This is a genomic window from Mucilaginibacter dorajii (assembly GCF_024808255.1).
Classification (GTDB): Bacteria; Bacteroidota; Bacteroidia; order Sphingobacteriales; family Sphingobacteriaceae; genus Mucilaginibacter; species Mucilaginibacter dorajii.
In genome coordinates this window covers 384,552-411,169 of record NZ_JANTYS010000002.1, presented here as the reverse complement: position 1 = coordinate 411,169, position 26,618 = coordinate 384,552, and the positions used below count along the sequence as shown (strand labels likewise).

26 protein-coding genes are annotated in these 26,618 nt (G+C 44.8%); 11 read left to right on the top strand and 15 right to left on the bottom strand.

Annotated features, from left to right (window positions below; all coding sequences use genetic code 11):
• Positions 1-151 precede the first annotated feature (151 nt).
• Complete coding sequence (locus FHS10_RS03725; protein ID WP_259087727.1) at positions 152-802, top strand: hypothetical protein; 651 nt, start codon at positions 152-154, stop codon at positions 800-802.
• Between the two features lie 155 nt (positions 803-957).
• Here the strand turns inward: FHS10_RS03725 and FHS10_RS03720 are convergent, their stop codons facing one another.
• The 6 genes from FHS10_RS03720 to FHS10_RS03695 all read right to left on the bottom strand — a co-directional run bounded on the left by FHS10_RS03720 (position 958) and on the right by FHS10_RS03695 (position 8,255).
• Positions 958-1,710, bottom strand: coding sequence for a copper chaperone (locus FHS10_RS03720; RefSeq protein ID WP_259087725.1), 753 nt, complete (start codon positions 1,708-1,710; stop codon positions 958-960).
• Positions 1,711-1,720: 10 nt separating this feature from the next.
• Positions 1,721-3,256 (bottom strand): tyrosinase family protein, encoded by a 1,536-nt coding sequence (locus tag FHS10_RS03715; protein ID WP_259087724.1) that lies wholly within the window; start codon positions 3,254-3,256, stop codon positions 1,721-1,723.
• Positions 3,257-3,376: 120 nt separating this feature from the next.
• Complete coding sequence (locus tag FHS10_RS03710) at positions 3,377-3,790, bottom strand: hypothetical protein (protein ID WP_259087722.1); 414 nt, start codon at positions 3,788-3,790, stop codon at positions 3,377-3,379.
• A gap of 11 nt (positions 3,791-3,801) precedes the next feature.
• Positions 3,802-4,446 carry a DJ-1/PfpI family protein gene (locus FHS10_RS03705; protein ID WP_259087720.1) on the bottom strand — a complete coding sequence of 215 codons (645 nt, stop codon included), beginning with the start codon at positions 4,444-4,446 and terminating at the stop codon, positions 3,802-3,804.
• Between the two features lie 234 nt (positions 4,447-4,680).
• Entirely contained in the window at positions 4,681-7,356 is a 2,676-nt protein-coding gene (locus FHS10_RS03700) for a TonB-dependent receptor (RefSeq protein ID WP_259087719.1), read from the bottom strand.
• Entirely contained in the window at positions 7,353-8,255 is a 903-nt protein-coding gene (locus tag FHS10_RS03695) for a GLPGLI family protein (protein ID WP_259087717.1), read from the bottom strand. Before FHS10_RS03695 ends, FHS10_RS03700 begins: the two co-directional genes overlap by 4 nt.
• Positions 8,256-8,451: 196 nt before the next feature.
• Here FHS10_RS03695 and FHS10_RS03690 point away from each other — a divergent pair, with 196 nt between their 5' ends.
• Both FHS10_RS03690 and FHS10_RS03685 read left to right on the top strand, forming a co-directional pair.
• Positions 8,452-9,627 (top strand): sensor histidine kinase, encoded by a 1,176-nt coding sequence (locus FHS10_RS03690; RefSeq protein ID WP_259087715.1) that lies wholly within the window; start codon positions 8,452-8,454, stop codon positions 9,625-9,627.
• Positions 9,624-10,322, top strand: coding sequence for a LytR/AlgR family response regulator transcription factor (locus FHS10_RS03685; protein WP_259087708.1), 699 nt, complete (start codon positions 9,624-9,626; stop codon positions 10,320-10,322). Before FHS10_RS03690 ends, FHS10_RS03685 begins: the two co-directional genes overlap by 4 nt.
• Positions 10,323-10,659: 337 nt before the next feature.
• On the opposite strand, the gene FHS10_RS03680 is transcribed toward FHS10_RS03685, so the two are convergent.
• On the bottom strand, positions 10,660-11,556 hold the full coding sequence (locus tag FHS10_RS03680) for a helix-turn-helix domain-containing protein (protein WP_259087706.1): 897 nt from the start codon (positions 11,554-11,556) through the stop codon (positions 10,660-10,662).
• Between the two features lie 173 nt (positions 11,557-11,729).
• On the opposite strand from FHS10_RS03680, the gene FHS10_RS03675 reads away from it, so the two are divergent.
• The 7 genes from FHS10_RS03675 to FHS10_RS03645 all read left to right on the top strand — a co-directional run bounded on the left by FHS10_RS03675 (position 11,730) and on the right by FHS10_RS03645 (position 16,178).
• Positions 11,730-12,089 (top strand): nuclear transport factor 2 family protein, encoded by a 360-nt coding sequence (locus tag FHS10_RS03675; RefSeq protein WP_259087698.1) that lies wholly within the window; start codon positions 11,730-11,732, stop codon positions 12,087-12,089.
• A gap of 90 nt (positions 12,090-12,179) precedes the next feature.
• Positions 12,180-13,163, top strand: coding sequence for an aldo/keto reductase (locus tag FHS10_RS03670; RefSeq protein ID WP_259087696.1), 984 nt, complete (start codon positions 12,180-12,182; stop codon positions 13,161-13,163).
• 14 nt (positions 13,164-13,177) lie between these two features.
• Positions 13,178-14,164 carry an aldo/keto reductase gene (locus FHS10_RS03665; RefSeq protein WP_259087694.1) on the top strand — a complete coding sequence of 329 codons (987 nt, stop codon included), beginning with the start codon at positions 13,178-13,180 and terminating at the stop codon, positions 14,162-14,164.
• Between the two features lie 18 nt (positions 14,165-14,182).
• A complete protein-coding gene (locus FHS10_RS03660; RefSeq protein ID WP_259087692.1) occupies positions 14,183-14,587 on the top strand; it encodes a (R)-mandelonitrile lyase in 405 nt (134 codons plus the stop codon).
• A gap of 125 nt (positions 14,588-14,712) precedes the next feature.
• Complete coding sequence (locus FHS10_RS03655) at positions 14,713-14,997, top strand: SDR family NAD(P)-dependent oxidoreductase (RefSeq protein ID WP_259087691.1); 285 nt, start codon at positions 14,713-14,715, stop codon at positions 14,995-14,997.
• A gap of 32 nt (positions 14,998-15,029) precedes the next feature.
• Complete coding sequence (locus FHS10_RS03650) at positions 15,030-15,464, top strand: nuclear transport factor 2 family protein (protein ID WP_259087689.1); 435 nt, start codon at positions 15,030-15,032, stop codon at positions 15,462-15,464.
• Between the two features lie 135 nt (positions 15,465-15,599).
• A complete protein-coding gene (locus FHS10_RS03645) occupies positions 15,600-16,178 on the top strand; it encodes an NAD(P)H-binding protein (RefSeq protein WP_259087688.1) in 579 nt (192 codons plus the stop codon).
• A 100-nt stretch (positions 16,179-16,278) separates the two neighbouring features.
• On the opposite strand, the gene FHS10_RS03640 is transcribed toward FHS10_RS03645, so the two are convergent.
• The 5 genes from FHS10_RS03640 to FHS10_RS03620 all read right to left on the bottom strand — a co-directional run bounded on the left by FHS10_RS03640 (position 16,279) and on the right by FHS10_RS03620 (position 20,446).
• A complete protein-coding gene (locus FHS10_RS03640; RefSeq protein WP_259087687.1) occupies positions 16,279-17,169 on the bottom strand; it encodes a hypothetical protein in 891 nt (296 codons plus the stop codon).
• On the bottom strand, positions 17,166-17,435 hold the full coding sequence (locus FHS10_RS03635) for an acyl carrier protein (protein WP_259087686.1): 270 nt from the start codon (positions 17,433-17,435) through the stop codon (positions 17,166-17,168). Before FHS10_RS03635 ends, FHS10_RS03640 begins: the two co-directional genes overlap by 4 nt.
• Positions 17,436-17,620: 185 nt before the next feature.
• Positions 17,621-18,322 (bottom strand): outer membrane beta-barrel protein, encoded by a 702-nt coding sequence (locus FHS10_RS03630; protein ID WP_259087685.1) that lies wholly within the window; start codon positions 18,320-18,322, stop codon positions 17,621-17,623.
• A 239-nt stretch (positions 18,323-18,561) separates the two neighbouring features.
• On the bottom strand, positions 18,562-19,650 hold the full coding sequence (locus FHS10_RS03625; RefSeq protein ID WP_259087684.1) for an MBL fold metallo-hydrolase: 1,089 nt from the start codon (positions 19,648-19,650) through the stop codon (positions 18,562-18,564).
• 418 nt (positions 19,651-20,068) lie between these two features.
• On the bottom strand, positions 20,069-20,446 hold the full coding sequence (locus FHS10_RS03620; protein WP_259087683.1) for a winged helix-turn-helix transcriptional regulator: 378 nt from the start codon (positions 20,444-20,446) through the stop codon (positions 20,069-20,071).
• A 187-nt stretch (positions 20,447-20,633) separates the two neighbouring features.
• On the opposite strand from FHS10_RS03620, the gene FHS10_RS03615 reads away from it, so the two are divergent.
• Positions 20,634-21,236, top strand: a complete 603-nt coding sequence (locus FHS10_RS03615) for an FMN-dependent NADH-azoreductase (RefSeq protein WP_259087682.1) — start codon at positions 20,634-20,636, stop codon at positions 21,234-21,236.
• 90 nt (positions 21,237-21,326) lie between these two features.
• Here FHS10_RS03615 and FHS10_RS03610 read toward each other — a convergent pair whose 3' ends face one another.
• Genes FHS10_RS03610 through FHS10_RS03600 form a run of 3 tightly spaced genes read right to left on the bottom strand, consistent with a single transcriptional unit; the run spans position 21,327 to position 26,352 of the window.
• Positions 21,327-23,597, bottom strand: coding sequence for a TonB-dependent receptor (locus FHS10_RS03610; RefSeq protein WP_259087681.1), 2,271 nt, complete (start codon positions 23,595-23,597; stop codon positions 21,327-21,329).
• Positions 23,597-24,922 carry a HupE/UreJ family protein gene (locus tag FHS10_RS03605; RefSeq protein ID WP_259087680.1) on the bottom strand — a complete coding sequence of 442 codons (1,326 nt, stop codon included), beginning with the start codon at positions 24,920-24,922 and terminating at the stop codon, positions 23,597-23,599. Before FHS10_RS03605 ends, FHS10_RS03610 begins: the two co-directional genes overlap by 1 nt.
• Before the next feature lie 5 nt (positions 24,923-24,927).
• Positions 24,928-26,352 carry a DUF3500 domain-containing protein gene (locus FHS10_RS03600; RefSeq protein ID WP_259087679.1) on the bottom strand — a complete coding sequence of 475 codons (1,425 nt, stop codon included), beginning with the start codon at positions 26,350-26,352 and terminating at the stop codon, positions 24,928-24,930.
• Positions 26,353-26,618: the final 266 nt, after the last annotated feature.

Here is a 26,618-nt window from a genome sequence, read left to right as displayed (position 1 = left end):
GAATTAAAAGGGTTATGCCTGCGGTCCTGGCTAATTTAAACATTTGCTATGCACCCGTAATTACTATAAATTTATCGAAAGTAAACGGCTATATACTCAACCCTAAATATCCACCAATTAGCAAGCTACTTACAGGCTTATCTTGCATGCAATGAAAAAAAGCACAATAATCACCGCCATCATCATTGTGGTTTCCCTTTTATATCTTGCCTGGGTTTTTTATGTTGATAGTACGCTTAAAATACAATCTGTTTATTGGTTAAGGGGCAAACTGGCCGGTATGGCAATTATGTACGTAGTATTAATTATTAACCTTTATTATGATAACGACAGAACTAAACTATCCAAAACTGCAAGTGCATGCATTTTGCTTTTTTGGCCGATAGTCTACGGGTATCGTGAAATAAGCAAATACAACAGGTACGTTTGCCAGGATCAATTTGGCCTGATATACAACAAGGTAAGGCAAAAACTGGGTACACCACAAATTCCCGCAAATTGGGAGATTGAATACAGAACAGATTATTCAGTTACCTGGCGTGCTAAGGATACCACCATTGGGCATCAAATTAAACGTATCTCTATAGATTCGGCCTGCAGGGTATTATACGAGGATGATGATTACAAGCTTGGGTATAATAATAGTGATAAAAGTAGTATGCTCATCAGTACCCGGTACACTCATGGAAAAGGGGGCGATTCCATTTTTTATTACTACAACCCTGGCGATAGCAGCCGGTTAATTTCAAAACAAAAGGCTGATAGTATTTTTGCCGCAAAAAAAATTAACAGGGATTATTAGTGGTAAAAGGGAAAGGCTTGATGGCGAGGCAAATGGCTGATTTGCGTTAACAAACTTTGGCTTGTAAAGGACTTTAGTATCCTCGTATAGCATCCTTATTTGTAAAACCTTTGGTTTGCTGGTAAACAACACTAACAAGGTGTCAACCACATTCATTATAGCGCTCTTTTTAGCCCGATTTGTGTTTGGGCAAATAATATGCGTATTAATTTGCTTCTCCAACGCAGGTGCCAGCGGGGTACTTGCGGATGTTCCAGGTGTTCGCTGAGCATGATAAAAGTTACTATAATCATTGCAAGATCATGACCTTTGGGTAACAGCATGGGCAACAACATTAATGCCCAGCCCGAGCCAATGCACCAAAGGCCGTGATTGATGCCGAATAGTAAGGCGTCGCGGCTGGCCGGCCAGCCGAATGCCGCGAGTGCGGGGTGTTTATGCCCCCGGTTAAGGCACCGCTGCTTTACCGGTGAAAATTCCCATAGTAGAGCAACGATGCCTGCGATTAGGGCTGGAAGATAGGATTGGGCGATGAGCAGGTTGACGGCGAGGGTGGCGGATAGCAAAAAAAGGCCTGCCACCATCCAAACCGCTATATAGCCGGTAACAAAAAGCAATGCGGACGGGAAACGATGATGTTTCAAGCTGCATCCGTAAATGTACCAGACCGGCAGGATCAGCTTTGGCAGCATCATGGCTATCACCATGAGGGCCCAGCCGGTCAGGAGCAAAGAAATGGGGGTAATTATCAGCAGCATTTGCAACGATGGTGGTGAAGTCCCCATATCTGAACAGTGCGCCATGGTTAAAATATGCCCGGGGTTTGTTAAAAGCAACACCCAGGCAGCAATGTTAATGCTGATGATGACAAGACTTATGGCCGACCGTTTATCGCTTGACAGTTTCATCAATTTTTAATTATTGGCTTACACGATAAACCCCTATGCGCCCTATTGTAATTCCGCCGCCATCCGGTAATTCACTTTTGGTTTTTATCTGAATATTTAGTGAATCAACATCAATATTACCGTTAAGATGCAAATTGTCAATAATGTTTGTGATATTGAATTTGAAGGTAAGCCCCGCATCGCCATGAGCCCCGCCTTTCAATGATGCGCTAAGAAGCCCAAAGAGTGAAACCGACTTTACAAACTCCTGGTTTACATAAACAGAAAGGAAATTTGTATCGCCGCCCCCTTTTACTCCTTCTAACTGAAGAAAAACTTCGTCAGGTATGCTTGAAAAGGAGGCTTCTACAAGGCCCTTCGAAACTGATTTCCACGCAGTTGCATTCAATTGAAGGCTGGTTTCTGTTTCGCGGCTTTTTAAAGTAATGGAGCCTGTGCTTGCTCCAACTAATTCCTGTTTTTTTTTCTTGGTCATTTGTATGTCCTTTCCCTCGCCTGTTATGTTTAATTTAGCAAACCTTTCCAACAAATTTGTACGAAATTGGGTTGGCGGTGTTGTATCATAGGAAGTTAATGAAAGATCGTCATAGGTATAAGAATATGCTGTCTTATTATACTTCAAATTAGTTGTGGTCAAAACATCTCCTGGTGTATAATACCAGGGCGTTCCCTTTGAATCCAGGGGCATAACAAACCGTGGGTTGCCATGTGCAGAAGGGCCGGCCAGCCAACTGGCATCAGCAGGATTCTTGTTCTTTCCGGTTTCATTCCATGCTGCCCACATGCGATCAATATTAGCATGGTGCAAATAAAAAACAGGATCGAGAGCCGCGGTATTTGGCACGCCCATTATTCCGCTTTGGTTATTGGCGTTTTCACCTCCTACCATCCCATGAACAGCATTGTGAGGGTTATCTTCAAGGTCGCCTGTTTCCGAACCACCTGAATGAACGAACCCCGTTTTTCCTCCGCCATAAAAGTAGCCGGTTAAATCGCCGGCACCTACAGAACCTTGAGTTGAACCTTCATTGTAAATCGTATCCCATTGACATAGGTCATGTACTGAATATTCTCCATTACCTACGTCTATTTTAAGTCCGTACCGTTCTGATACAAATAACGGATTTGCCGAGCCATCAGGCAAATGCTGTAATGTGAATGCAGGCGGAATATTAGCCTGAGCAGATGAAGTTGATTGGTTTAAGTAATTCCAGTAAGGCAAAGCCCAGTCCGCAGGTCCTCCCAATTTTAAAATTATAGCACGAAGAATGTTTTCAATGGCTACCAGATAGCCCCTGTGCCAGGGCGTAAAATACCAGGTTGCGTGCTGACACTGATCCCAAAAAAGATTGGTCACTTTTTTTAGTGGAGTTTTGCTTAGTTGAGCAGCTGGGAATATATATTTTATGTTTACCCAGTTCAGATAGCAATAATCCGGCTGATGCGGCTGCGGGGGAGGAATTACTGATTTAGGTAAAAGATATTCGCCGTGTATTGCAGCGTAGAACCACCAGCTGGAAGGATCACTTATCGGGCGCGACTGCATAACCTGCAATGCTTTTGCATACCATAAAAGGTCTGGGTTGTCAAATGTGCCGTTTTGGTTCCAGGCATTTTTTCTCGTGAATGTTGACATCGTTATTGTGTGTTTAGGTTTAAAATTAATTTATTGTTGTACAGCATAAAATGAGGCGACGACGCCCGCGGGGCTTGTACCGCCCTGGCCGTCAGGATGTGGGATTGCCCGGGTAACGCTGCCAACGATGGCTGCCACCTGGCCGATGCCATTGGGGATTTGGGGAACGAGGTAACCAAGGTAATCATATACCCAGGGCGATCCGCCGACCTGACCGCTTCCTTGAAACCATAGTGTTGCCGGGCTGCCAAATTGCACGGCACCGTGTAGTTTAAGTTCCCAGCCGGTTCCGCCGATGGTGCCGGCAATAGTGCCGCCGGATATCTGGAGAACAAGGTTGGCCCGGCCAAATTCAAGGGTATCAAAGTCGGCAGAAAGGTTGGGATTGTTTACCAGGCTTCTGTATGTCCATTTGCCCGATAGTGCATTTGTGAATGTATCCATGAGTGAAAGATTTAGTTATTGTAAGGTGGCAATAGCGTATATGGCGGCAGGGGCGCTTCACGGTTGTAAACCATGATATCGGCCACGTGCTGGGCGATGTCGGGGCCGTCAAGTTTTTTGATCAGGTGCAGGGCACCATCAATGCCGGAAGTGATGCCGCCAGTGGTCACCAGGTTGCCGTCCTGAACATAGCGTACGTTTTTTACAAAATGGATGTCCTGATATTGGGTTTGGATCTCTGCAATGGCAGCATAATGGGTAGTTGCTTTTTTACCGGCCAGAAGGCCTGTCCGGGCAAGGATATACGCGCCGATGCAGACGGACATGATGGTAAGTCCTGGTTTATGGCTCATACCTTTCAGCCAGTTGATCAATTCATCGGAGCCGCTTCCGAATTGGTTGGGGTTTTCGGAAAGGATCTGGCCGGGAATAATGATTATATCCGGTTGGGGACAATTTTCAAATGTGTAGGCCGGGGTAATAGTGACCAGTGAGGCTTCGCTGCCAAGCGGTTCCGGGCTTTCTGCCACAGTATAGATATGGTATTTGCCGGCAGTAAGGTTGTTGGCTTTCAGGAATACATCGGCGGGACCGTTCATGTCGATCATTTCCACTCCGGGGTAAACTAATATGGCGATGTTTAGTTTTGCGTTCATGATAAGATTATAGGTTATAACACTCTGGGGCAGAATGTAATATATTAAAGGTATTTTTAATATATGAGAAATGCAATAGGTGAAAACACCTGATTTGCAATTTTTTATAAATTCGTCTTTTAGATCTACTGTGTGTACACATTTTTCTTGTTATAAAGATGTGTACACACTATAGCCTGCTTATGGGGGATTGCTTTGTGCCTCGCGATGACGAATCAACTTCACAATAAACTATCAGATATTAAACATTATTTTAATCATTATAATCCTTCCAGGCAAGGCATATGAACTTGCCGTGAGCGTATTTGCCGATAGGTAAAGCGCGTTGTACTTTTTTACGTTGAGGAAATTAACGGCGCTGAGTTCGAAGTCGGTTTTCCATGGAGTTACCCTGAATTTTGCAGAAGCATCTGCAAAAAAATACTTCAGATCGGGGTTGCCCTGCTGGCGGGTGAAATAATGCTCGCCTGATAATTTGAATTGCATATTATCCACGGGATCGTAGTTAACCGACGCCTGCTGCAGCAATTGCTTAATTTGATAAGCGGCGGCCACCGCCGGCGAATGGCTGGCTGTTTGCGTGAATGCGGCCTTGTAGCTGAAATTTATATCATCGCTCACCTTGGTATCGGCACTTACATTAATAGCTGCGGATATGGTGTTGAACGGTAACAGCGCGTTGTTTTGTAGCTGTACCGAGCGGTTGCTTTGCCACTGTACTGCCCCGCTAAAGGTGGTACGTAGTGCAAAGGAATATTTACTGATAGAGCCCTTAAGTATCCACGCGTCGGTGCTGTTGGGGTAGGGCAGCACAATACCTTTTTGTATATTATTGGCAATTACGCTGGATGTGATATTATTGGCCCCGGTATGGCTATAAAGAGCGTTGATGCTCCAAAAAAATAGCGTAAGCGCCTTACGGTAGCTAAAACCGCCGCCTGCCTGCTGAATCTGTTGTTCTGTAAGGCCGGCATTATTGGCATAAAGCGTGCGGTAATCGGTAAGGATATATCCGGGGTAAACATTTTGGATAGTACCAATTTGATTGCGGAAGCTGTAAATAAAGTTCAGGTAATTCTCGGCACTCACCTGGTATTTTACACTCAATTGCGGATTAAAATACAACCGCCCCAGGCTTTTATTCAGCGCGTATAAATTATCGGAATAGTTGATTTGCTGAAGTGTAAGGGGTAGGGTAAGGTTTGCTTTCAGGAGGGTGCCCGGCAGGTCGTACGCCGCTTCAGCGTATAGCTTTTTCTTTGTCCAGTTTACATGGTTCAACGCGCTATCCGACTGCAGGCCGACGCTGTTATTATTTTGCACAACGTTCAGATCGGACGTAAGCGTTTGCGATTGAACGCTGAAGCCCGTTCTGTAGCTCTGCGTTATCAGGTTTGATGGTATTTTGAACGAAAAATAATTGTTGGCGTACCAACTGGGAATATTCACGTTTTGAACCAGCTGCGCGTAAGACACATGGTTATTGAATATTGCCGCGTTATACCCCGGCCCAATTACCCGGTTCTCGGGCCCGGCGAAGTGGCTGATGTAGGAATACACCTGGATAATATTATTCGACTTTAACGACCTGATTAAATTAAATTCGTTTGAGAAGTTGAGTGTATTATCCTTAAATACCTGGTTAACCGCGGCGCTGTCGGTTTTCAATGCCGAATAATTGGCCGTATTTTTTTGATCCATCAGCAGGGCATCGTTCAGGTAATATTTAGCCCGGTTAATGTTGAGCGTAAACTGGGTATGAAAAATATCGGGAACCGAACGGTTATGCTGCATCTCGTTGTATTGCACCGTGTCGCCGGGCAAAAATACGGTGGTTTTCTGGCTGTAATCCTGTTTTTGCGTGTCGTGCACGTAGTAAGCGTTAAGCCTAAGCTGCACATTATTTTTCAGGTTGATGAGGTTGTTTACACTGAGAACACCCGCCTTATCGAACAAATACCTATTTTCTGCCAGCTGCGGGGTGTTCACTGCGCCCAGTGAAAGCACTGTGGCGGGCAAAGAATTGTCTATAAGTTGGTTGTAGTCGGCTAAGTTATGTGATACCAGGTCCTGCTGCACATCGTAGCCGGTATTGTTGCCTGCCAGGTAATTAATAGCCTTATAGCTATCCTTAAACATCATGGCATTTAAATCTACGTCGTAATTACCCGGCAACCCTGCACCAATACTTTCCTGCCCCATCAGGTGCAGCTTTGCACCTTTTTTGATCTCCAGGTTCAACGCTACATTCTCGCTCATTACCTTGTTTTGTAGTACTTTTATGGGCTGGTCATTTTGAATTACCTGCACCTGGTTAACTGCCACCTGGGGGATGCTGTTGGTTGCAATGCTGTATTTATCGTCGAGCAGGTTATCGCCACCGATATACACAGCCGATATCGGCTTATTGTTATAGCTGATAGTCCCGTTGGCGGCGACGGATATGCCCGGCAACTTTTTGATCACCTCGCCGATGGTCCTATCCTGCGGATTGGCAAATTCGGACACTTTGTAACTCAGCGTATCGCCGTGAGTGCGTAATACCGGACGGCTGCTTTTAATTACCACTTCCTGCAATTGGTTAGGTACCTGCGCCAGGGTAAAATCAACAGTGGCATCAAAGCTTGCAATGCTTTTCACCGCGGTTTTGTAACCGAGCGCATGCACCTCTACCGTTATACTGTTTGCAGCAGTATTCGCCGGAATCTGCACTGCGAAGCTGCCCTTACTATCGCTAAGGGTATAGGCCACAATGGTACCGGCGGCGCTGTTTTTGAGGCTAATGGTGGCATACGGCACCACTTTCCCGCTGCTATCTTTTACCGTTCCCTTTATTGTTTGGGCATAGCCCCAGGCCGCAGATAAAACGCATAAAAGCGTCAATCCTACAGACCTCATTAGCTGCATCATTTTTTTGCCGGTAACTCTATCGGGTTATTGATCACAGGACCACGGGGAGCAGGCCCCTTTGCAACCCTGATGTTATCCATTTTAACGCCATCGGCACGATTGCCCGCCACAATGGCTTGCGCAAATGCGTTGGGGTCTTTCTCCATCGTCTCCTTCAGTTTATCAAATTCCTTTTGTGTGGTTTTGATCGTTCGGGGCGGTGTTCCTATCAAATTCATATCATCATCCAAATCCCGCAATATTGGAGGCTGATCTGCCTGGGGCTGGCTTTTAGGTGGCGATGGGATCGCGTGCTCCAAGCCGTCAAACTTAAATACTACTTCGTTTTTTGCATCGCGGGCGTCTACGATCACGCCGGGCAACCCGTTTAATTTCCAGGGGCCGGTATGCACCGGCAAATCGGGGCAAAACCATACGGTGTAGTCCCGGCCTTTAAAATAGCCAGTGGCTTTCTGGCAATGCAAACCACCAAAAGTTGACGTATCACTGCTGATCTTCCAGTCGATAGCAGGTATTGGTGCTTCTATCAGGTAGTTGTTAAACATCAGCTGATCTTTCGTGAATAATTTTTGATCATTCGGGTACTGGTAATATTCTACGGGTGTACCCACGCCCCTTCTGTTTATTCTAACCTGGCCATCCGGGCTGGCGGCGGCGGCTTCGGCATACGCTTTTTTAAACTGGGCATTTGCCGATATCCGGTCGTAACTCCTATATGCGGCCGCGCTTTTGCCTACATATAATACCATATTTTCGGTAAAGGGGTGTGCCCGATCTGTGGTGTCCCTTACATGCGTAAACTTATAGTGTACCAGTAGCCTTGCCGTATCTGTTTTTTGAGCTTCGGCAGTAACAAATGCCCCCAGTAAAATAACGAACAGTAGTAATTGCTTTTTCATAATTCATGAGATTTTTAAACAATACTATTTACAGGACAGCACTTCTTAAAAACTTTGGTATGAATATGGGTTTAGTGTGGTTGAAAAACGGTTATTTGTTATCCGGGGATTTCAAATACGCCGCGTTTGGCTATCAATTTGGCCGGTTAGTAATAATATTTTTTGATGGCAACCGCTATAATTTACCTTTGTTAATATGCGTTGGGCTAAAAAAAGACTTTGGATAGAGATATTGCTGCACATGGTGTTTTGGGCGGGTGTTTTCTATACGCTTACGTCATTAAACAGTTCGCATATTCACATATGGGCTAAAACCGCCCATGTGATCAGCGATCAGTATGATGAGATTGCCATCTCGTCCTACGTTTATCTTATTTTAGTATTCCTGGCCGTGCTTTTTTATGGCAATATCTTTTGGGTATTCCGAAAAGCGATCCGGTATAAGCGGGTGATCGTTCGCCTGGCCATTTGCGCCGGATGGTTCATTTTAATTTTTGGAGCGAATTATTTTGTGACTGGCCCCTTGTTCGACCAAGCCAACCGATCTGTTGAACCACCGCCGCGGGAGATCGCTGATCTTCGTAAGCTTGAGCGTATTAAGCTTGACTCAGGGATAAAGCCGGATATGCCACATGGTCCCGATCCTGCCCGTGTAGGGATGATCAACTTCATGATCAGCGACTGGCAGCACCTGCAACCGGTAATACTGGTCGCTTTCCTGGTAATACTGGGCATATCCTTTGCTTACTTTTTCCTGAAGCAATGGGCCAGGAGCGAACTCATCCAGCTAAATACCGAAAACAAGTTTCTCCGCTCACAGGTTAACCCGCATTTCCTGTTCAATACGCTTAATAACTTATTTTCGATGGCGCAAGGCAAAGGGAATGATGAGTTGGCCGACGGAATTTCCAAGCTTTCGGGCATGATGCGCTATATGCTCTATGAGAGTAACGAGGAGCGCGTGCCGCTGAAACAAGAGATAGAATACCTGCAGAATTGCATCGTGTTAAACAAATTACGCTATGCTGATGACGAGGTAAAAGTGATATTTGATTACCCCGATAAAACCGAAGGTGTTTTTGTTGCTCCTATGATGTTTATACCTTTCATTGAAAATGCTTTTAAGCATGGGGTGTCCATTGGTACTTCATCGCAAATCGATATCTCCATTTCGCTCAGCGATAAGCAACTGATCTTTAATTGCGGGAACGCCAATTATAGTTTTATCAAAAAAATGGAAGTAGGAATAAGCGGCATCGGCCTGGGAAATGTAAAACGAAGGCTGGAGCTGATTTATCCAGCGAAACACAGCCTTATGATTACCGATGAGGACAAGGAATTTATGGTTAAACTCAAAATAGATCTGTCATGATAAGCTGCATAGTCATTGACGATGAACCAAAGGCTCTGGAGGTGATAGAACGGTATTGCCAAAAAAGCAACCTTTTGAATTTGAAAGCCAGTTTCCGCGAACCGGTGAAAGCAATTGAATACCTGAACCGCGAAAAAGTGGACCTCATTTTCCTTGACATAAATATGCCCGACATCAATGGCATGCAACTGGTGCAAACGCTATCGTCAAAACCGATGATCATATTCACAACCGCCTATAGCACCTATGCTGTAGAAAGTTATGGCCTGAACGCTGTTGACTATTTGCTGAAACCCATCACCTTTGAGCGGTTCCTGGCGGCTGTAAATAAGGTAGCCAACCTGGTGGCCATAAAAAACAATGCCACTGCCCGGGATGATGAAGCGGCGACTGTTTTTATCAAAAGCGGCCCGCAAACCTACCAGGTGAAAGTAGCCGATATTCTGTACCTTGAAAAGGATGGCAATTACATTACCGTTCACCTAAAGGATAAACAAATATTGATCCGCGAAAACATGAGCGACATTTTTGACCTGGTGCCGGCGGCCGGCTTTGTGCGGGTACACAAATCATATGTGATATCCATCAGGCATATCACAATGATTGAAGTGCACCAACTGATCATCAACGGCGAAAAAATTCCTATTGGCACTACCTACCGCGACTCATTACGCGCACGGTTGGGAATGAGTTAGTTGCATAAAAGGGGGGGCGTCGCCGTTGCCTGAAGGGGGATGACAATATAAAGCTATGTCATTGCAGGTTTTAAAATCCCACGGACTGTGAAGGTGGAAATGACAATCACCGTTAACCCCGCTGTCATGCTGAACTTGTTTCAGCACCCCACGCGCTAAGTATACATCATACGGAAAACCTGTCCTGTGGGGTCCTGAAACAAGTTCAGGATGACTTCCGTTTTACAACTTGTCATGGGTAGGCACGAAGCAATCGCGAACTGTGCAGATTCGCCCTGTTTAGCGTGCGATGGCTCCGTGCCTTTTTTGTTTTAAACAGCTTTTAAGCAAATAAACCCTAATTCAAAGATCGGTATTCAACAGGCGTATAACCTACCCGTTGCTTAAATACGCGTGTAAAATGCTGTGGGTATTTAAAACCTAATTCATAAGCAATTTCGCTTACCGATTTATTTTTATCGAAGATCTTTTCTTTGGCAACATCCATTAATTTTAGCTGAATGTATTCCTGGGCCGATTTTCCTGTTTCTTTTTTAATCAGGTCGCCAAAATAATTGCTTGATAAATTCAGTTGTTCGGCACAATAGGTTACTGATGGCAAGCCAATGGTTTGCGGTTTGTTTGATTGAAAATATTCGGCAAGCAAATCTTCAAAGCGTTGGAGAATGCCTTTATGAGCAGTTTCGCGGGTAATAAACTGGCGATCATAAAAACGGATGCAATAATTTAAAAACAGCTCAATATTGGTTACAATGAGTGTTTTGCTATGCTTATCAATAGCGTGTTCTAATTCAAACTTTATTTTAGATAAGCAGTCGTAAATGATCTTACGTTCGCCTTCAGATAAGTGAAGCGCCTCATGTATATCGTAAGAAAAGAAAGAATAATCCTGGATATGGCGTGCAAGTGAAGTGCCTTTGATCAGGTCGGGATGAAAGATGAGGGCTGTGCCATGCGGCTGAAAATATTCGCCATTATTCTCAATGCCGATCACCTGCCCCGGCCCGATAAAAACCAAAGTGCCTTCTTCATAGTCATAGTAATTGCAGCCATATTTGAGATCACCACATTTGATCTCCTTTAAAAAAACGGTATAAAATCCAAAATTCTGCCGTGCATTATGCCTTCTGTTTGATTTTGAGAGGTCAACAACGCTCACCAGCGGGTGCAGGGTTTCATTGTTATTGAACGCGTTATACTGACCAACAGTGTCAAAATTGATTACGTTATCCATCTTCTTTCATTTAACTCATTCAAAGTTAACGCTTCGGATATGGTTTTCATTATTGTTAGCGGTCAATCAGTGATATTGGTAGGTAATACAGTGATTGGTATAACAACAAAACAGAATTTAGCGCAGACCTTTGTATTCGTAAACATTCACAAAAGCTATAATATAAATATCTGATGAGTACTGAAGCTGAAATCCTGCAATTATCCTTAGATAAATTCCGGTGGAAAACGGAAGGCAAAATTGACCTCGTTGCCGACCTGTTTGATGATGACCTGGTATTCATTCATATTACCGGGTACCAAACCACAAAGATCGAATGGATTGGGCAGTTACGCTCCGGGAGTTTTGTTTATAACCGCATTCATCAGCGCGAAGCGACTGTAAAGATTTATGGAGATACGGCAGTATTGGTTGGAAAGGCCGACTTTACCGTTAACGGCGGCAGCCTTTACAAGCTCATCTACACAGAAGTATATACTCAAAAAAACAACCGGTGGAAACTGGTGAATTTACATACAACATCTACTTACTAAATAGAAGCTAAAAGCAAAATGCACAAAGCTTAAAGCTAAGGTTTTGATTTGCAACTTTAATCGACTTTATATAAATAAAAGATAACCATCATGGAAAAAAGAAAATTAGGCAAAAGCGGCCTGGAAGTATCGGCCTTAGGATTGGGCTGCATGGGTTTAAGTTTTGGTTATGGCCCCGCCGCCGAAACGAAAGATGCTATTAAACTTTTGCATGTGGCTGTGGAAAAAGGTGTTACTTTTTTTGACACTGCCGAAGCTTATGGTCCTTTCAAAAACGAAGAGCTATTGGGCGAAGCGCTTGCACCTTATCGTGATCAGGTAGTTATTGCTACCAAATTTGGTTTCAGGGATGGCGATTCATCCAAAGGTGTTGATAGTGATCCGAAGCGCATCAGGCAGGTTGCCGAAGAATCCCTGATCCGTTTGAAAACAGATCGTATCGACCTTTTTTACCAGCACCGTGTTGACCCGAATGTGCCAATGGAAGACGTTGCCGGAACGGTTAAAGATCTGATACAGGAAGGCAAAGTGAAACACTTTGGCATGTCTGAAGCAGGTGCGCAATCTATCCGTAAAGCACACGCGGTACAGCCCGTTGCCGCCTTACAAAGCGAGTACTCCTTATGGTGGCGCGAACCTGAAAACGAAATTCTGCCAACACTGGAAGAATTAGGGATTGGCTTTGTTCCGTTTAGTCCGCTGGGTAAAGGATTCCTGACAGGGGCCATCAACGCGGACACTACCTTCGACAAAACGGATTTCAGGAACATTGTACCACGCTTTTCAGCTGATGCCAGGACAGCTAACCAGGTAATGGTTGATCTGCTTACCAAAATAGCGCAGGAAAAAGAGGCTACCCCGGCGCAAATTGCATTGGCATGGTTGCTGGCTCAAAAGCCGTGGATTGTACCCATTCCCGGAACAACCAAAATACACCGCCTTGAAGAAAACCTGGGAGGGGCGGCGATAGCATTGACAACAGAAGATCTGAAGCAAATTGAAGAAGCCGCTTCCCTAATCAAAATTGAAGGCGCGCGCTATCCGGAGCATTTACAAAAAAGGGTAGGCAATTAATATCAGCACAAAAAATGAAATTAAGAAAATTAGGAAACAGCGGGCTGGAAGTATCCGCATTGGGCATGGGCTGTATGAACCTGAGTTTCGGTACAGGGCCAGCCCGTAATATTAACGATGGTGTAGCGGTGATCAGGGCGGCCGTTGAACGGGGTATCACCTTTTTTGATACCGCGGAAGGCTATGGCCCTTATACCAACGAGGAGTTAGTGGGCAAAGCATTAGAGCCTTTGCGCAAAGATGTGATCATTGCCACCAAATTTGGTTTCAAGCTTGAAAACGGCCAGATCACCGGTGTGGACAGTCGCCCCGAAAATATACGCGCTGTTGTGGAAGCATCTTTAAAGAGGTTAAGGACAGATCATATCGATTTGTATTATCAGCACCGTGTTGATCCCAACGTACCCATTGAGGATGTAGCAGGAACATTAAAGGATTTGATACAGGAAGGTAAGATTAAATACTACGGCCTTTCAGAAGCTGGTGCGCAAACTATCCGCAGGGCCAATGCGGTTCACCCGGTTGCAGCCGTTCAAAACCAATACTCTATATGGACGAGAGAGCCTGAAGCCGAAGTATTACCCACCTGTTTAGAATTGGGTATAGGCTTTGTACCCTGGGGGCCATTGGGTACAGGTTTCCTTACCGGTAGTATCGACACCAATACCCGGTTTGACAGCAACACCGATTTGCGGGCAAACTTCCCGCGCTTCAGCCCGGAAAACATCAAAGCTAATATGCCGGTGGTGGATATGCTGCGCAGTATCGCAGCTAAGAAGAATGCTAACCCGGTACAGATTGCGCTTGGTTGGTTACTGGCGCAAAACCCCTGGATAGTGCCTATCCCCGGCATGGATAAAGTGGAATACATTGACGATAACCTGAAAGCGATTGAGCTGGAATTAACAGCCGAAGACCTAAAGGAGATTGATAACGAATTAGCAAAAATTAATGTGCAGGGCGACCGCTTAGATGCTGGTTTGCTAAGCATGTCTGAATAATTAAAAAACACAAATACCATGAATACCGAAGAACAGAACGCGATTTTTCCGAAGGGCAATCAAGGCCCCGCAGATTATTTTAATGGCACTGCCTGGGTTAACATATTAGTACCTAAAGACCAAACGGGCACTTACTCCGTTGGCAACGTTGTTTTTGAGCCGGGCTGCCGCAATAACTGGCATACCCATGCTACAGGACAGATATTATTAATTACAGATGGTAAAGGCTGGTACCAGGAAAAAGGCCAGGTTGCAAGACCCTTGACTAAAGGCGATGTGGTGGTGATACCTGTTAATGTAGAGCATTGGCATGGCGCTGCAAAGGATAGCAGTTTTACCCATATTGTAATTACCAATAACTCGCCCGAAGGCCCGGTGAAATGGTTGGAAAGGGTTTCAGACCAGGATTATAACGCTCTTTAATAACCCAAGGGTAAAAGGCCATGTAAAAGATAATCTTAATCAATGTTACCACGCTTTGTTGTATACAAGAACATTGAATGCCATTGTCTGCATAAGCGAGGTAACAGCCGCAAAAGCTTAAAAAAATGAACGCAGGAAAAGTATGGTTTATAACAGGAACCTCAAAAGGTTTGAGGTTGACATTGGTGAGGAACCTTCTGGATGAAGGATACCGTGTGGCCGTAACTACCAATAACCTCAATAGCCTTAAAACGCTGGTTAGTGACCTGCACAAAGGGCGATGCCTGCCCTTATTAGTAAATGCACGTGACAAAGCATCGCAAGGCAGGGCATTGCTTGAAACAATAAATTACTTTGGCCAAATTGATGAGGTGGTAAACGATGCCCGGCTTTGGAAAAACATGCGCTAAGTAAAAGAACTGGACATTTAAAATTAAAACTCATGAAATTAATTATTGCTATGGTAGTTATGCTATCAGCATTGACCGGTTATGCGCAGTCGCCGGCCGAAGTTGCAGCTCTTAAATTATCAGCCCGGGTATTTACCTGGGAGGTGGATAATAAGATTGATTCACTGCATAACGTATTTGATGCAAAGTTCATTGCTTATACAAGCAGCGGCGACCATCAGCTTAAAGAACAATACATAGCTACATTGAAAAGCGGCAAGGTGGTTCACAATAGCATAAACATCGAAGAAAGTAGGGCAACAGTAGCCAGCAATACCGCAACAGTAGGTGGTAAAGGTAAATTCACCATAACCGTTAACGGTAATCAAAAAATCATTCACCTGTCCTACCTGGAAGTCTTCATCAGAAAGGATGAGCGTTCACCATGGAAAATGCTGGCATTACATGCCGGCTTACTGCCAAATTAATTATTGATACAAACTGAAAAACATGGAAACAAAAAATGTAAAAGCCTTTGGTGCGGAAGCTGCCAAAGCACCTTTAAAAGAAATGACCATACAGCGCAGGCTCATTTGAGCGGGCTTCTATCAATAAAATAAATTATGAAAAATGTAATTATCCTTGGTGCAGGCGGCGGTATCGCAAAAAAGGTAACCGAACTATTGGTGGCGAATAGGGACGTTAATCTGACCTTGTTTCTTCGCAGCAAAAACCGGTTGAGTAAAAGCGAAGGGACAAAAGCTAACATCATAGAAGGGGATGTTTTGAATTACAACCAACTCAGGGCTGCAATATCCGGTCAGGATATTGTATACGTAAATTTGGCTGGCGATTTGGAAAATATGGGAACAAATATTGTTAAGGCGATGACCGAAACAGGCGTAAAAAAAATTATTGCCATCAGCTCCATCGGGATTTACGAAACGCCGCTTAAGGCAGTTTTAAAACCCTACCGCAAGCTTGCTGATATTATTGAAGCTTCTGAACTTGACTATACCATAATACGCCCAACCTGGTTTACAAATGTGAACGAAGTAGATTATGAAATTACTTATAAAGGCGAGGCTGAAAAAGGTTCTGTGATTTCGCAAAAAAGCCTTGCTGCATTCATTACAAAGGTGATTGAAAATCCTGAAGACTACACCCGAAGTAACTTAGGAATTAATAAGCCCAATTCTTAAAAGGCGTATTCCTCTGTCCGTAGTCTTCCGCTGTTCGAATGTCTCTGAACGACTCCCGTATCCCGAAGTTAAAAACTTCGGGATACGGGGAAAACTTAAGTTAAATTTGCACCTGGAAAGCAAATTGTAAAAAATTCTGGTCCTTTAGTCCGTTCAAGGGATCGGAGCCGAGGTTATAACTGGCACCTACAGATACTGTGGAGCTTGCACTGTTAATAAAATAATAATTGATGCCGGTGCTAAGCAGTTTGGTATAACGTTCGCCATTCCCGGTATTATTAGCAGCCGCGTACCGGTTGGTATAACTTGCGGCAAGCTCAAATTTTTTGGATGCTGCCAATCCCTTTGTCCGCGCGCTGTTCCATGCAAGGGAGGCGGCCAGGGAAACCAATGGCCGTACTATGCCCCCGGTGTGTAAATCATTGCCAAAGTACTGCTGATATTGCACCTGTACAGAGGGATCTATTTGATAAGTCATCTTTTGATTATCAAAACTACGCGGCCGGCCAAAATTTAAATAATCTTTACCTGTACGGTAAAAACCGATACTCAGCGTAGTTGCAACCGAATGCGCTGTATCTATCACGTCCCGCACGTATTTCGCATTGGCCGTCCATGATAAAGCAAACTGTCCGTCTGGTTTGGTATGTAAATAAGCATAGTTAAAACCCAGCTGCCAGTTATATTGGGGATTGCTGATCAATGTGTTGCGGTGAAATTCGCCCACGAGATTAGAAACACTATTTACACCACTCAGCGGCACCACCCTTGCAGCAACGCCTGCATCCACCAGCCAGCTGCTGCCGCCTGATGATGGAATGGTGAGCATCAATTGCGCCGGACTTTCTTTCGCAGTGGCATCCTGGAAAGATTGCCGCAATTGAAATTTATCAAACAACGGACCGCGACGCACGGTATCGGTGTCGCAACGCATGGCAAAACTACCTGCTGCTACCAGCAACAATGCAGCTGTTATGATTAACTTTCTCATGATTTGCATTTCTTTAATTTTCCCTTAACCATGCTAACCACATCGCCCACGGTAGTGCCGGTAGTAATATCGCCTGCCTTAATGGTTTGTTTACACCCTTGTTCGTTTTGTATAAAATCGTTAAGGCGGTCTTTGAGTTCTGAGCACATAGCGCTGGTAAAACCCAGGTCGGCTAACGCGCTGTCATCTTTCAGATCGCCGGGTTCGTCGGGTAGTCCGGCAACGTCGATGATGATTTCTTTAATGCGTGTTTCAATGGCATCCATGGCTAAAAAGGTTTAAGTTAAACAATCAATATTGATTAACTAAAAATACGGCAAGGAATTACTAATTCGGTACCGTATTTTTACCCTTTTTATCATGGCGGCCTGGAGTTTTCAGATGTTCGAAATAGGCAATAGGCCTTTATGCAGCGGACTTATTATTCCAAAAGTAGGTTATTGAACTTTCATCAAAATTTATAACCAAGCGAAATACCGAAACCCGAATTTTTTAGTTTGCCATTAGTTGTTGCACCATCAGTTTGGGGCTGCAGGTTAGCCAACCCTAACTGTGCGCCCAATTGAACAGACAACTTACTAAAGAACTCGTAGCCTGCTAAAAAATTCAAACCATAATCCAGCGGTTTTCCATATAGATATGAATTTAAATCCCCTCCGTCCATAGCATTGTTTTTGAAAATAATATTTCCTTTTTTTCCTACATTCATATCTCCAATAGCGGCATCATTGTCTGACTTCCAGTTGCCACCCGTTCCGTACCCCATATAGGGGCCGGCACCAAGTAATAAATTGCCGGTACCTAAATGTGGCTTAAACAGCAGATTGACCGGTACTTCTATATAGGAGGCGTTAACTTTAAAGTTGGTGGCAGAGCCATAAAAGCCACCAGTTGCCTGTTTGTACCCTTTACGGGCATATTGTGCTGCCGGCTGTATATAAAAATTACCGGTGATTGGGATATCAACAGTAAGCGCAAGGAGAATGCCCGGCACCGATTGGGTATTTATTTTATTGCCATTTTCATCGTTCATCAATACGTTTGAAAAATTCACCCCGGCTTTTATACCCACTCTGGTTTGGGCATTGGCCATGTTTACGGCGGTTATCAGGGCAGGCAATAATATCAGTAGATATAACTTTCTGATATTCATGAAATAGTTTTTGTTATATAATACGTTGCTCAGTGCTTAATCGCTACAATTACCGTATCCTTTACTGTTGCACTTTGTTGTAGGTTGACAACACTCCTGCTGCCCGCAGCCTTCCGTTGTTCGAATGCCTACTACTTCGAACTGCTATGCCGGTAGTTTATAACTACGGCTGAAACCCGAAAAATCAAACTGGAAGTGGTGCGGTGAAAAACACCGACCACATGCTGGAACGCCATTATTTATTTAAAATCCCACCAAACCTTCTGTTTAGGCGGATCGCCCAAAGTATAAGGTTCGCCGATACGTGGAACGTTTACCGGGATGCCCAGCTTTTGGGCAGCGGGCAGGAGCTTTTCTATAGGTTCGTTCCAGGGATGATTGGCTTCCACAAACTTAGCCCAGTGTACGGGCTGCAGTAGCCGGGCCTGCAGGTCAACGGCAGCCTGGGCGGCCTGCCCAAGCCAAAGATGTGTCCATGGCCAATTCAGACTGTACTGTCCGCATTCCAGCAACGCCAGGTCAAACGGTCCATATTGTTGGCCTGTTTTTTTAAAGTGTGGTCCATAACCACTATCGCCACTGTAAAACAGCCTGTATTGATCTGCCTGGATCACGTAAGCTGCCCAAAGTGTTTTATTTTCCTGGCTATACGAGCGATTGCTGCGGTGCTGCGCCGGCGTAGCGGTAATGCGCAAACCACCAGGCAGCAAGGCCGATTGGTTCCAATTGAGTTCGATGATCTTTTTGGGGTCAAATCCCCAGTATATTAAGTCTGAACCTACGCCCAATGGCACTACCGCCAGTTTAATGCGGTCTTTCAGTTTTTTGAGGGTGCGATAGTCCAGGTGATCATAGTGGTCATGGGAAATGATGAGCACATCAATTGGTGGCATATCGCTGGCATGGTAATGTGTGGTGCCTTTAAACGCAGTAATCAAGCCCGGCACCGGCCCGGCATGGTTGCTAAAAACAGGATCGATGAGGATGTTACCCTGCATAGTTTTGATGAGTAAAGACGAATGCCCGAACCAAACGATGGTTGGCGCAGGAGCAGCCGGCGTATTCAAATCGGTTTTAACCCAAGGCAGCTCGTGAGAAGGCCTGATGGTTTTAGGGCGGCTATGTAGAAAAAGAAATTTGCGCTTAACTGTGGAGTCGGCGCGTTCGGCCAGGTTTTCGAAACCGCCATTTTTGTAATTTGGCAAAGTATCCAGCCGGGCAAGGGCTTCTCCCCGCGGGTTTTCACCCATTGACCTTACCACCCCACAGCCGGCAATTGCCGTAAGTAACAGCGCGACAACCCCGACCCCCAAACAACTAACTTTCATATCCTAAAAAGCAAATAACGCTTAATGTTGAACATTGTTGGGGTTGGAGAGATTTAAGAGCGTGGGAATGTGTGATTTCTTCTTTGAGGGCTAAACATTGTGTAAATATCTTCTGAAATCGTTGTCCTAAACGAAAACGTTATCATTTCGAACGAACCTGGGGGATTGTGGGCGGAGGAGGTGAGGAGAAATCTTAGGCGAGCGGACAATCGGCTCTGCAGGTGTCGACGATTTTTCGCTGCGCTCAAGAGATAGTTTCTCTTTTGCTCCCCACTCACGCCCTGCCTTCGCTCTATCGAAATGACAGCATTTTCTTTATTAAGGAAGATGCCTACACAATGTTTAGCCCTCAAGGAAGTACTTAAACTAAAGTGAGCAAATGCAAATTCGACACCAATAAAAAAGTGTTTTGTAGCCCTCAAGACTGTCTCCGCATGCTTTGTTTAATTTTTTCCCGGTGTTGTTCGCCCCAGGTACTTAGTTCGCCTATTACCTTTTTTAACGTGAGACTGTACTCTGTTGCCTCATAAATAATACTTACCGGGGTGGTGGGATATACGTTACGTTTGATGAAGTCATTCAGTTCCAGGTCTTTTAGCTCTTTAGCTAATATCTTGGAAGATATGCCGGTTACTTCATGCTGAAGCTCGTTAAAGCGCTTTGATGACTGCACCAGCGAAAGGATTACCGCCAGCTTCCATTTTCCATTAAGCACATACAGCGCGTCGAGGATGTTTTTGAGCGAACCTGCGCATTCTTCCTTGCTTATAATGGGTTCATTTTTAATGACTTTCATAGATGCAAAGGTAATCACTTACCTCAATGAAACCGCTTTCCTTTAGGTAAGTAGTAACTTTTCACCACCTGGTAACCATACTTTTGCTCTCGATGATTCGGGCGAATGGAGCCTCCATTTTTAATCAGAAAGGCAATAGAACGATCCCGGATTTTAAAATCGATCATATTATTAAATCAGTAAATTTATGAAACACATCCTTCATTTAAAATCAAGCATACAAGGTAAAGACTCGTACAGCATTAAGCTGGGGCATGCTGTGGTAGAAAAAATTCAGGGCAAATATCCCGGTAGTACAGTCGAAGAATTGAACCTGGTGGATATCGATATTCCGCATCTTAACCCTGCTGTTCTTCGTGCATTTTTTATTCCCAAAGATCAGCTGACGGACGAGGAAAAAGAATCCATTCGTCTGTCTGACGAGCTGGTTAAACAATTATTTGCTGCAGACATCATCGTTGTTGGCGCGCCGCTCATTAACTTTACTATCCACTCTGCGCTAAAAGCCTGGATTGATCATATTACCAGGGCCGGGATAACTTTTGGGTATGGCGAAAATGGTCCTGTTGGCAAGGTAACAGGGAAAAAAGTTTATGTAGCCATGTCGTCAGGTGGTGTGTTTTCTGAAGGTCCGGGTAAAGCTAACGACTTTGTAGCACCTTACCTGAAAGCTTTCCTTGGTTTTTTAGGTATGACAGACTTTACCGTGTTCCGTGCCGAAGGATTGAAAGTGCCGGGAGTAAAGGAACATGCTATGGAGAAAGCATTAGATAGTATAACGATTGATTAAAATTGTCTTTAACTAACCGGAGTTGTGCAAACTTTAAGAAAGCCTTTGATCGTGAGATGGAAGGCTTTTGGGCATACCTGATTGACTGCACTATTTAAAGAAGTAAGTTACATGCGCCAGGGCGGCAAACTTAGTCCCGGCCGTAAAGGCTATGCCATCAATTGCCTGCTGGCCCTTTAAGCGGGTAGTGGTTTCAAACTGGGTTTCTTTCCATTTAACATTAAACAGGTTGTTGATGGTGATCCCGGCTTCGTATCGCTTTTGCGTGTAATTTAAAACCAGGTCGTTGACAAAATAACCACGCGCAGTGAGGCTGTAATCTTCGTTTGCTGCCCTGTTGCCTAAAAAACGATAGCGTAAACTGCCATTTAAGCCACTATTAGTAGTGTAGGTGACTCCGCCGGTACTGCTCCAAACAGGCGCAAGTGGTATATAGTTGGCACCTTTTGGATCATCAATGGAGCGGCCATGGGCATAGTTGAGGTCGGCATCTATATAAACCGGCGCAAAAGGCTGGTAACGTGCAGATAGGTCAAACCCAACCCTGCGGGTGCGTCCGCTAAAATCAACCGTGCCGCCATCACCTGCATACACATATTCTTTTTGGAGATAACTGTACCAGATGGCAGCGTTAAGCAATAAATTTTTAGCAGGCTTAAATACCGTCCCCAAATCCATACCATAAGCGGCAGGGAGCGTTTGCAGCCCTTTTTCTGCCACCACCACCCTGGTATCATTAGAATGAAAGCCCGTGCCTAACAACAGGTAGAACCGGGTTTTATCGGTAGCCTGGTAATAAAAATTTAATTTGGGGCTAACGATATTGTTGTGGGCTGTGTAAATACCAAGCCCGTTAAGCGTACTATCGCTTGCCAGTTTGTTGTTGTATTTATAGTAAAACTGATCGAACCTTAATCCTGCATTTAAACTAAATTTAGTATTGAATTGAAAAGTTTCGCTGAGATAGGCACCTATACCCAATTCGGTAATGTCTCCTGATTTAAGAGGATTGATCACTGTGAAGTTATTGACGGTGTTAGAGAGTTCGGAGTTCCGGGTCATATCCAGGCGTGCATTGATGCCGGCCTCTGTAGTGATTTTTGTATTGCCGATATAACTTTCATGCAGGTAACTCCCGTTATAGCCGTACAAATTACGGGCCTCCCGCTGCCTGATCTCGTCGCCATTAACGGTATCCACTAAATAAAAGGTAAAATTGGTATGCAAATCGAATTTATAGCGGGAGTAATAAAGTTGGTTTTTGAGAATGTCGTTATTGGGTAGTTTGGTTAATAACTGCGCGTTAACGTTGGTACGGGAAGTAACACCGCCCTCGTTGGGATCTATTGCCCCGTAAAAGCCAATGGTACCCGCATCAACCGCACTCTCGGGGATCTGGCCGGATGCCTTCCATTTACTGTATAGCGTAGATGCGGTCAGGCTTAGCCAGTTATTATCGTTCAGCTTGCCATGGTATTTGCTGAAAAAGTTAAAACGTTTAAAGTGCTGCGGGTTGTCAAAATAACTGTCGCTGTACCGGTATTCAGATGCGGCGTACCATGATTGGTTATTGGCCTTTGCTTTATAGCCCAGTAAATTGACCATCCCTAATACCCGGTAAGTGTGATATTGCCCCGCTTCTAATTTCAGCATATTGGTGCCGATGGCGTCAGCGGTATGAAAATCTACAAAACCGGTAACCGCCAGATCACCTTTTTCGGCATTGTACATGCCTTTCTGGTAAGTTGTGCTTTCGATGGTTTCTGGGATAATGAAATGGCTATCGGCGTATCCCTGGCCATGTGCCTGGGATACCATATTAATAGGCATGCCATCCACGCTCATATTGATATCGGTGCCATGGTCATTATCAAAACCCCGTAAAAAGATCTGCTCGGCCTTGCCGCCGCCCTGGTGCTGCCCAATGAACAGGCCCGGAACTATCCTTAATACTTCCTGCGAATTGGAGACCCCACGCAACTTGATATCGGTTTCGCTGATGGCTTTGTAAGGATTGCCGCTGGCGCCCGAAATAAGCACATCGTTTAGTTGGGTTTGTTGTTGTACAAGTGTTATCACCTGCCCGTCCTTGAATGCATGCAAACCGATGTTTTCTGCCCGGTAACCCACTGCAAACACGGTGATGGTTTGTGTACCCGACGGCACAGTTTTATAAAAGAACCGACCGGTTTCGTCGGTAATAACTGTTTTGTTGCCCGGTTTTAGCAACACTGTTACACCGTTAAGCGGTAAATTGCTTGCACTGTCTGTTACGCGGCCGGCAAGGTGGTGTGTTTGTGCATAGCCAAAGCTACAGGCAAAAAAAAGGAGGATTAGCAGGGATAAACGAATAAATGTCATCAAATAAGCAGTGCTTTTTTCAATCTTGAAGTGGCAAAAGCAACTACCGCAAATATAGCGATGGCCAGCACCAGCCACAATTCGTAATCTGTTAACCTCAATATCACTTTAGTAACTAAATTAGACTGGCTGCTAATCCGCTCGGTAATCCATGCCAGGGCCGCGATACCGGCAAATATAGCTCCGGCAGTTCTGAAAACCGGATAAACAGTTGTCCGGCTCATCAGCATCAGCCATGGGATCACAATTGCGATCACAAACAGCTGCATCAACTCGATACCGATGTTAAAACCAAGGATGCTCAGCGTCATGCGTAATCCATCCAGGTTCAAATTCAGCAAAGTTTCAGCAAAGGCCATTCCGTGGATTAGCCCGAAGCCTGCAGCAATATACATTTCCTTACCTGCAAATAAAGGCCGGTAAGCATGAATGGCAGATATCAAAATACTCAGCGCGATGAGCACCTCTATAACCCGGCCCGGAAAATGGAAGATGCCTAAAGCACCGATAATTAAGGTGATGGAATGACCGATAGTAAAAGCAGTAACTATTTTCAGAATATTAACCAAACTTGCTTTTGTACCGACAAAACCGTTCCATTTTTTATTTCTGACCATTAGCGTGGCCGGTAACAATAAAGTAAGTAAAAACAGCAAATGGTCGGTACCCTCTTTAATGTGGTTCATACCCAGGCTCACCATGTTGGTAAAACCCACCCAAAGTGTTCCTGCCTGCACATTAATCTCAACAGGATAAAGCTTGTTCTCCACGGTGTTCACGCGGATTACTGCAACCTGGTAAGGATGATCGGCTGTTTGAGCATTGTCCCAGTCACGCCTTACAGAAACCAGGGCAAAATGGGTAACTACCTGGTGAATAATAACGTCATAGTTCAACATAAAGTGACGCGGTGTTTCATTAGCCGGTGGTGTCCATGTTAATAGAACCCTTAGCTCGTTGTAGGGGCCACTCAGACTTTGTTGTACAGGCTGTACCAGCATTTTGTCTATTCTAACGGTCCATTTTTTACCATCCATACTCACCGGGTGAATATGCTGCAATAAATAAGCATTTAATTGTGGTCCCAACCGCGATACTAAGTCATCCGGATGCTGGTTTACCGCGTTACCGAAAGCAGTTTCCAGCTCACTTAGCGGCAATTGCAGCTCTGCCTTAACTTCACTGCCATTAATATCCAGCAGCAGCCATGAGTTGGGCATAGGGTGGGCCAACAGTTTTCCTGAAAAGGAAAGCAGAGCCAGGCCGATGAAAACCAGCCGCTTAGCAAAAGCTAAACGGCTGGAAAATATGTGGTTAATTATCATTTTAATTAAAATGTGAAGTTGCCGCCATAATCACTGATGTGATCGCGCCAGATGCTGTGATAATGGATCTGATTTTGGTAAACGATACCATTCTGACAAATAAATTCTATCCAAACATGCGGTCCGTCAATCCTTACGTAGTCGCCTTGGGCAGTGAAGAAGGTGCTGGCACTTCCCGCGGTGCCGCTGCTATTACCGGCATAAGAAATATAGGTGCCCGATAATTCGTTGGTATAAGTTGAAATTACGCTTGCTGCAGATAGGTCGTCTGTATCATAAACCCATGCTTTCATGGCTTCAACTACTAATGCCTGTTGTGCAGTTGTTAAGGCACTACCTGCAATACCAACCTTGGTTGATGGGAATTGACCATCCTGGCCGGGCCCTAACACAACATCGCTAAAGCTGGATGTTAATTTTGCAGTTGCCAATTGGGAGGTGGTAAAAGAAGCAAGCATAGCAGCCATTGCAGTTGATTTTACGCCCATTGGTGTATAAGTTACGCCAGAGGTGGTAAATGATTTTGGCTCAATACCTCTGAAGCTTGGCGTATTGCCGGTAACCGCGCCGCTGCCGTAAGTCTGGCTAACTGCAGTGTGGTGACCACCAAAATATAACTGCCAGGTGCCGGTTGAGCTTGGCGTGCCTAAAAACGCGATAAAATAGTCGCCGGAACCATAACCATTGGCAGATTGTGCCAATATATCATCAGCCAATAAATTTTGAACGATCTCTGAATAGCCCAGATTAGCAGTTGTACCGGTTGCAGCAGCTATTACAGCTTTGGCCGCAGTTAATTGTGCTGAAGTTAGTGTGCTATATTCCAGCCCTATACGGGTGGCCGCGCCAACTGGCAGGTTTGACCATTTAATGGCGTTTGCGCTGGTATAGCTGAATTGTACACCCGCAAGCTGTGTAGCTGTTAAAGTAGCTTCAAACGCTTGTACCGCGCATAATACTTTGGCAGCCGTTGTTGTTGCCGTACTGCAACCGGTTGTTTCGCTGGTGGCGGTGCTTACGGTTAAGGCAAAACTACAGGTTTGCCCGCCAAACGTAATGGCGAACGTAGCTGTACCCGATGCCGATGGTGTACCTGCAACGGTGTATACAAGGCTGCCGGCCCCGCTGGCCAGGGTGCCAGCCTGTAAGGTGGCGGTAAGGCCGGTAACACCAGCTGATGAAATGGCTGTGCCCGCGCTATAAGTGGCTCCGTTACCACCGGTGTAAGGTACAGATGCCGTGCCGGTAAAAGCTGTTGATGCATAAGCCGTTCCCGAAAATGTTGCACTGCCACAAGTAAGGGCAGTAATACTTGCCGTTGTAGTTGAAGTGGAGGTGTTGGTTTTGTCTTTCTGACACGCCTGTATGCCGGCGAGCATGAACAGGGCAGCCAGGCAGGAAAGAAAAGTGAGTTTTGTTTTGGATAGCATGAGATAATGGGTTAATGTTAAATCCTTATTTTAATTGATAAGCTAAGGTGTAACGGAAAATTTACAATGAATTAAATGTGTCGATAAGAAGATGGGATGTGTCGATGAATAAATTAATCTTTTTAACACAAGGGGTTAAGATTATAATTCCGTTAGTATTAGTATAGGAATGACAGGGGTACTTCCATTCCGTTAGGTGATTTTGGCAACCCCTCTGCTTCGCGTAGTTTGGAAACTACGGTATAATAAGCCGAAGTTGCAAACAT

What these genes read in the sequence shown, in the direction of transcription:
- FHS10_RS03725 (WP_259087727.1), top strand. Translation starts at nt 152, where the DNA reads ATGAAAAAAAGCACAATAATCACCGCCATCATCATTGTGGTTTCCCTT.
- FHS10_RS03720 (WP_259087725.1), bottom strand. Translation starts at nt 1,710, where the DNA reads ATGAAACTGTCAAGCGATAAACGGTCGGCCATAAGTCTTGTCATCATC.
- FHS10_RS03715 (WP_259087724.1), bottom strand. Translation starts at nt 3,256, where the DNA reads ATGCAGTCGCGCCCGATAAGTGATCCTTCCAGCTGGTGGTTCTACGCT.
- FHS10_RS03710 (WP_259087722.1), bottom strand. Translation starts at nt 3,790, where the DNA reads ATGGATACATTCACAAATGCACTATCGGGCAAATGGACATACAGAAGC.
- FHS10_RS03705 (WP_259087720.1), bottom strand. Translation starts at nt 4,446, where the DNA reads ATGAACGCAAAACTAAACATCGCCATATTAGTTTACCCCGGAGTGGAA.
- FHS10_RS03700 (WP_259087719.1), bottom strand. Translation starts at nt 7,356, where the DNA reads ATGATGCAGCTAATGAGGTCTGTAGGATTGACGCTTTTATGCGTTTTA.
- FHS10_RS03695 (WP_259087717.1), bottom strand. Translation starts at nt 8,255, where the DNA reads ATGAAAAAGCAATTACTACTGTTCGTTATTTTACTGGGGGCATTTGTT.
- FHS10_RS03690 (WP_259087715.1), top strand. Translation starts at nt 8,452, where the DNA reads ATGCGTTGGGCTAAAAAAAGACTTTGGATAGAGATATTGCTGCACATG.
- FHS10_RS03685 (WP_259087708.1), top strand. Translation starts at nt 9,624, where the DNA reads ATGATAAGCTGCATAGTCATTGACGATGAACCAAAGGCTCTGGAGGTG.
- FHS10_RS03680 (WP_259087706.1), bottom strand. Translation starts at nt 11,556, where the DNA reads ATGGATAACGTAATCAATTTTGACACTGTTGGTCAGTATAACGCGTTC.
- FHS10_RS03675 (WP_259087698.1), top strand. Translation starts at nt 11,730, where the DNA reads ATGAGTACTGAAGCTGAAATCCTGCAATTATCCTTAGATAAATTCCGG.
- FHS10_RS03670 (WP_259087696.1), top strand. Translation starts at nt 12,180, where the DNA reads ATGGAAAAAAGAAAATTAGGCAAAAGCGGCCTGGAAGTATCGGCCTTA.
- FHS10_RS03665 (WP_259087694.1), top strand. Translation starts at nt 13,178, where the DNA reads ATGAAATTAAGAAAATTAGGAAACAGCGGGCTGGAAGTATCCGCATTG.
- FHS10_RS03660 (WP_259087692.1), top strand. Translation starts at nt 14,183, where the DNA reads ATGAATACCGAAGAACAGAACGCGATTTTTCCGAAGGGCAATCAAGGC.
- FHS10_RS03655 (WP_259087691.1), top strand. Translation starts at nt 14,713, where the DNA reads ATGAACGCAGGAAAAGTATGGTTTATAACAGGAACCTCAAAAGGTTTG.
- FHS10_RS03650 (WP_259087689.1), top strand. Translation starts at nt 15,030, where the DNA reads ATGAAATTAATTATTGCTATGGTAGTTATGCTATCAGCATTGACCGGT.
- FHS10_RS03645 (WP_259087688.1), top strand. Translation starts at nt 15,600, where the DNA reads ATGAAAAATGTAATTATCCTTGGTGCAGGCGGCGGTATCGCAAAAAAG.
- FHS10_RS03640 (WP_259087687.1), bottom strand. Translation starts at nt 17,169, where the DNA reads ATGAGAAAGTTAATCATAACAGCTGCATTGTTGCTGGTAGCAGCAGGT.
- FHS10_RS03635 (WP_259087686.1), bottom strand. Translation starts at nt 17,435, where the DNA reads ATGGATGCCATTGAAACACGCATTAAAGAAATCATCATCGACGTTGCC.
- FHS10_RS03630 (WP_259087685.1), bottom strand. Translation starts at nt 18,322, where the DNA reads ATGAATATCAGAAAGTTATATCTACTGATATTATTGCCTGCCCTGATA.
- FHS10_RS03625 (WP_259087684.1), bottom strand. Translation starts at nt 19,650, where the DNA reads ATGAAAGTTAGTTGTTTGGGGGTCGGGGTTGTCGCGCTGTTACTTACG.
- FHS10_RS03620 (WP_259087683.1), bottom strand. Translation starts at nt 20,446, where the DNA reads ATGAAAGTCATTAAAAATGAACCCATTATAAGCAAGGAAGAATGCGCA.
- FHS10_RS03615 (WP_259087682.1), top strand. Translation starts at nt 20,634, where the DNA reads ATGAAACACATCCTTCATTTAAAATCAAGCATACAAGGTAAAGACTCG.
- FHS10_RS03610 (WP_259087681.1), bottom strand. Translation starts at nt 23,597, where the DNA reads ATGACATTTATTCGTTTATCCCTGCTAATCCTCCTTTTTTTTGCCTGT.
- FHS10_RS03605 (WP_259087680.1), bottom strand. Translation starts at nt 24,922, where the DNA reads ATGATAATTAACCACATATTTTCCAGCCGTTTAGCTTTTGCTAAGCGG.
- FHS10_RS03600 (WP_259087679.1), bottom strand. Translation starts at nt 26,352, where the DNA reads ATGCTATCCAAAACAAAACTCACTTTTCTTTCCTGCCTGGCTGCCCTG.